Consider the following 5,383-nt stretch of genomic DNA (forward strand, 5'->3'; position numbering starts at 1 on the left):
TGTGTGCGCCTGTTCTTTGAGAACTCAATAGTGTGTCGATGAATGTCAGTGCCAAATGTTTTTGGTTTCGGTTCTTCATACCCCCGTGTGGAGGATCGGATGTTTTTGAATGTCAGCTTAATTCCGGCTGGCGATTGTTTTGCTGGGTTTTCGGACTCTAGTGATTGTTCTGATTGCGCCTGCTTTGGGTGGGTGTGATTGTGAGTCTTCAACGGAGAGTTTGATCCTGGCTCAGGACGAACGCTGGCGGCGTGCTTAACACATGCAAGTCGAGCGGTAAGGCCCTTCGGGGTACACGAGCGGCGAACGGGTGAGTAACACGTGGGTGATCTGCCTCGCACTCTGGGATAAGCCTGGGAAACTGGGTCTAATACCGGATATGACTTCTGGTCGCATGGCCGGGGGTGGAAAGATTTATCGGTGCGAGATGAGCCCGCGGCCTATCAGCTTGTTGGTGGGGTAATGGCCTACCAAGGCGACGACGGGTAGCCGGCCTGAGAGGGCGACCGGCCACACTGGGACTGAGACACGGCCCAGACTCCTACGGGAGGCAGCAGTGGGGAATATTGCACAATGGGCGGAAGCCTGATGCAGCGACGCCGCGTGAGGGATGACGGCCTTCGGGTTGTAAACCTCTTTCGACAGGGACGAAGCGCAAGTGACGGTACCTGTAGAAGAAGCACCGGCCAACTACGTGCCAGCAGCCGCGGTAATACGTAGGGTGCGAGCGTTGTCCGGAATTACTGGGCGTAAAGAGCTTGTAGGCGGCTTGTCGCGTCGATCGTGAAAACTCACAGCTCAACTGTGAGCTTGCGGTCGATACGGGCAGGCTTGAGTACTGCAGGGGAGACTGGAATTCTTGGTGTAGCGGTGAAATGCGCAGATATCAGGAGGAACACCGGTGGCGAAGGCGGGTCTCTGGGCAGTAACTGACGCTGAGAAGCGAAAGCGTGGGTAGCGAACAGGATTAGATACCCTGGTAGTCCACGCCGTAAACGGTGGGTACTAGGTGTGGGTTTCCTTCCACGGGATCCGTGCCGTAGCTAACGCATTAAGTACCCCGCCTGGGGAGTACGGCCGCAAGGCTAAAACTCAAAGGAATTGACGGGGGCCCGCACAAGCGGCGGAGCATGTGGATTAATTCGATGCAACGCGAAGAACCTTACCTGGGTTTGACATACACCGGAAACCTGCAGAGATGTAGGCCCCCTTGTGGTCGGTGTACAGGTGGTGCATGGCTGTCGTCAGCTCGTGTCGTGAGATGTTGGGTTAAGTCCCGCAACGAGCGCAACCCTTATCTTATGTTGCCAGCGCGTAATGGCGGGGACTCGTGAGAGACTGCCGGGGTCAACTCGGAGGAAGGTGGGGACGACGTCAAGTCATCATGCCCCTTATGTCCAGGGCTTCACACATGCTACAATGGCCGGTACAGAGGGCTGCGATACCGTGAGGTGGAGCGAATCCCTTAAAGCCGGTCTCAGTTCGGATCGGGGTCTGCAACTCGACCCCGTGAAGTTGGAGTCGCTAGTAATCGCAGATCAGCAACGCTGCGGTGAATACGTTCCCGGGCCTTGTACACACCGCCCGTCACGTCATGAAAGTCGGTAACACCCGAAGCCGGTGGCCTAACCCCTTGTGGGAGGGAGCCGTCGAAGGTGGGATCGGCGATTGGGACGAAGTCGTAACAAGGTAGCCGTACCGGAAGGTGCGGCTGGATCACCTCCTTTCTAAGGAGCGTTCTCCACCGACACCAACGCAGGTTGGACGGTAAACGTCTGGTGGCAGAGGCCATTACGAACCCGATCGTGGTTCGGTGGTTGCTCATGGGTGGAACGCTGACAGTCTTCATCGCGTCGTCTTCCGATCCTGTGTGGTCGGGGAGCGGTGGATATATCGACACACTGTTGGGTCCTGAAAGAACAGACGTTCTTTCCAGGCAAGAGATACGACGAGGCTGATTCTCAGTCATACCGCCGGGGTTTCTCGGGCTGGTGCTGGTGAGGGGTTGGTCTTGTGTGTTGTTTGAGAACTGCACAGTGGACGCGAGCATCTTTGTTTGTAAGTGTGTAAGAGCGTTCGGTGGATGCCTTGGCACCAGGAGCCGATGAAGGACGTGGGAGGCTGCGATATGCCTCGGGGAGCTGTCAACCGAGCTGTGATCCGAGGATTTCCGAATGGGGAAACCCGGCACGAGTGATGTCGTGTCACCCGCACCTGAATGTATAGGGTGTGTGGAGGGAACGTGGGGAAGTGAAACATCTCAGTACCCACAGGAAGAGAAAACAAGAGTGATTCCGTGAGTAGTGGCGAGCGAAAGCGGATGAGGCTAAACCATGCGCGTGTGAGAGACGGCAGTCGTTGCGTGTGTGGGGTTGTGGGGCTCACTTTCTTGTCACTGCCGTGGCGAGCAACAGTCAGAAAAGTTCGTGTTAGCCGAATTGGTCTGGGATGGCCAACCGTAGACGGTGAGAGTCCGGTAGGTGAAAACATGTTCTCTGTTGTAGTGGGTGCCCGAGTAGCAGCGGGCCCGTGAAATCTGCTGTGAATCTGCCGGGACCACCCGGTAAGCCTGAATACTCCCTGGTGACCGATAGCGGAATAGTACCGTGAGGGAAAGGTGAAAAGTACCCCGGGAGGGGAGTGAAATAGTACCTGAAACCGTGCGCTTACAATCCGTCAGAGCCTTTATCGGTGATGGCGTGCCTTTTGAAGAATGAGCCTGCGAGTTAGTGGCATGTGGCGAGGTTAACCCGTGTGGGGTAGCCGTAGCGAAAGCGAGTCCGAATAGGGCGCATCAGTCGCGTGTTCTAGACCCGAAGCGGAGTGATCTACCCATGGCCAGGGTGAAGCGACGGTAAGACGTCGTGGAGGCCCGAACCCACTTAGGTTGAAAACTGAGGGGATGAGCTGTGGGTAGGGGTGAAAGGCCAATCAAACTCCGTGATAGCTGGTTCTCCCCGAAATGCATTTAGGTGCAGCGTCACGTGTTTCACGCCGGAGGTAGAGCTACTGGATGGCCTAGGGGGCCCACAAGCTTACCGAAGTCAGCCAAACTCCGAATGCCGGTGTGTGAGAGCGTGGCAGTGAGACTGCGGGGGATAAGCTTCGTAGTCGAGAGGGAAACAGCCCAGATCGCCGGCTAAGGCCCCTAAGCGTGTACTAAGTGGAAAAGGATGTGGGGTCGCGAAGACAACCAGGAGGTTGGCTTAGAAGCAGCCACCCTTGAAAGAGTGCGTAATAGCTCACTGGTCAAGTGATCCTGCGCCGACAATGTAGCGGGGCTCAAGTACACCGCCGAAGCCGCGGCACTCCGACATGACATTCCCTTCGGGGCAGTGGTCGGGGTGGGTAGGGGAGCGTCGTGCATCCGGGGAAGCGCCGGAGTGATCCAGGTGTGGAGGGTGCGCGAGTGAGAATGCAGGCATGAGTAGCGAAAGACGAGTGAGAAACTCGTCCGCCGAATGACCAAGGGTTCCTGGGCCAGGTTAATCCGCCCAGGGTGAGTCGGGACCTAAGGCGAGGCCGACAGGCGTAGTCGATGGACAACGGGTTGATATTCCCGTACCCGTGTATCCGCGCCCAATGGCGAGGCAGTGGTACTAACCGTCCAAATGGTGATGGACTCCCTTCGGGGAGCCGGATCCGGCTGCACGGGACCTTCGCTGTAGTAGTCAAGCGATGGGGTGACGCAGGAAGGTAGCTGGGCCAGTCAGTGGTAATACTGGTGTAAGCCTGTAGGGCGAGTGATAGGCAAATCCGTCGCTCATGTGCCTGAGAGGTGATGCGTAGCCGATTGAGGCGAATTCAGTGATCCTATGCTGCCGAGAAAAGCCTCTAGTGAGTTGGTACACGGCCCGTACCCCAAACCGACACAGGTGGTCAGGTAGAGAATACCGAGGCGATCGAGAGAACTGTGGTGAAGGAACTCGGCAAAATGCCCCCGTAACTTCGGGAGAAGGGGGACCCGATTCGGTGACGAGATTTACTCTCCGAGCCGGGTTGGGTCGCAGAGACCAGAGAGAAGCGACTGTTTACTAAAAACACAGGTCCGTGCGAAGTCGTAAGACGATGTATACGGACTGACGCCTGCCCGGTGCCGGAAGGTTAAGAGGACCGGTTAGCGCCTTCGGGTGCGAAGCTGAGAATTTAAGCCCCGGTAAACGGCGGTGGTAACTATAACCATCCTAAGGTAGCGAAATTCCTTGTCGGGTAAGTTCCGACCTGCACGAATGGCGTAACGACTTCTCTGCTGTCTCCACCACAGACTCGGCGAAATTGCATTACGAGTAAAGATGCTCGTTACGCGCGGCAGGACGAAAAGACCCCGGGACCTTCACTATAGCTTGGTATTGGTGTTCGGTACGGTTTGTGTAGGATAGGTGGGAGACTGTGAAGCGGGCACGCCAGTGTTCGTGGAGTCGTCGTTGAAATACCACTCTGGTCGTATTGGACCTCTAACCTCGGACCGTGATCCGGTTCAGGGACAGTGCCTGGTGGGTAGTTTAACTGGGGCGGTTGCCTCCCAAAATGTAACGGAGGCGCCCAAAGGTTCCCTCAGCCTGGTTGGCAATCAGGTGTCGAGTGCAAGTGCACAAGGGAGCTTGACTGTGAGACAGACATGTCGAGCAGGGACGAAAGTCGGGACTAGTGATCCGGCACCGGCATGTGGAAGCGGTGTCGCTCAACGGATAAAAGGTACCCCGGGGATAACAGGCTGATCTTCCCCAAGAGTCCATATCGACGGGATGGTTTGGCACCTCGATGTCGGCTCGTCGCATCCTGGGGCTGGAGTAGGTCCCAAGGGTTGGGCTGTTCGCCCATTAAAGCGGCACGCGAGCTGGGTTTAGAACGTCGTGAGACAGTTCGGTCTCTATCCGCCGCGCGCGTTGGAAACTTGAGGAAGGCTGTCCCTAGTACGAGAGGACCGGGACGGACGAACCTCTGGTGTGCCAGTTGTCCCTCCAGGGGCACGGCTGGTTGGCTACGTTCGGAAGGGATAACCGCTGAAAGCATCTAAGCGGGAAGCCTGTTCCAAGATGAGGTTTCCCACCACCTCGAGTGGTTAAGGCCCCCTACAGACCATGGGGTTGATAGGCCGGAACTGGAAGCACGGTAACGTGTGGAGGTGACCGGTACTAATAGGCCGAGGGCTTACCAACGAAGATTGCTACGCGTCCACTGTGCGGTATCTGAAACAACACACACCACAGGCAGCACACCCCGGTGGGGGAGCGCTGGGTGTGGATAGTTTCATAGAGTTACGGCGGTTATAGCGGTGGGGAAACGCCCGGTCCCATTCCGAACCCGGAAGCTAAGCCTGCCAGCGCCGATGGTACTGCACTCGACAGGGTGTGGGAGAGTAGGACACCGCCGGAACATTCTT

Annotated in this window: 3 rRNA genes; all 3 read left to right on the forward strand. The window is 56.9% G+C overall.

Going from position 1 to position 5,383, the window contains the following annotated elements:
* The first annotated feature begins 208 nt into the window (after positions 1 to 208).
* Positions 209 to 1,727: ribosomal RNA gene (locus ON20_RS05455) — 16S ribosomal RNA — on the forward strand.
* A gap of 329 nt (positions 1,728 to 2,056) precedes the next feature.
* Positions 2,057 to 5,159: ribosomal RNA gene (locus ON20_RS05460) — 23S ribosomal RNA — on the forward strand.
* Positions 5,160 to 5,259: 100 nt separating this feature from the next.
* A 5S ribosomal RNA gene (rrf, locus tag ON20_RS05465) occupies positions 5,260 to 5,376 on the forward strand.
* Together the 16S, 23S and 5S rRNA genes form the textbook arrangement of a ribosomal RNA operon.
* Positions 5,377 to 5,383: the final 7 nt, after the last annotated feature.

The sequence above is a fragment of the Nocardia brevicatena NBRC 12119 genome (genome assembly GCF_000308495.1).
Classification (GTDB): Bacteria; Actinomycetota; Actinomycetes; order Mycobacteriales; family Mycobacteriaceae; genus Nocardia; species Nocardia brevicatena.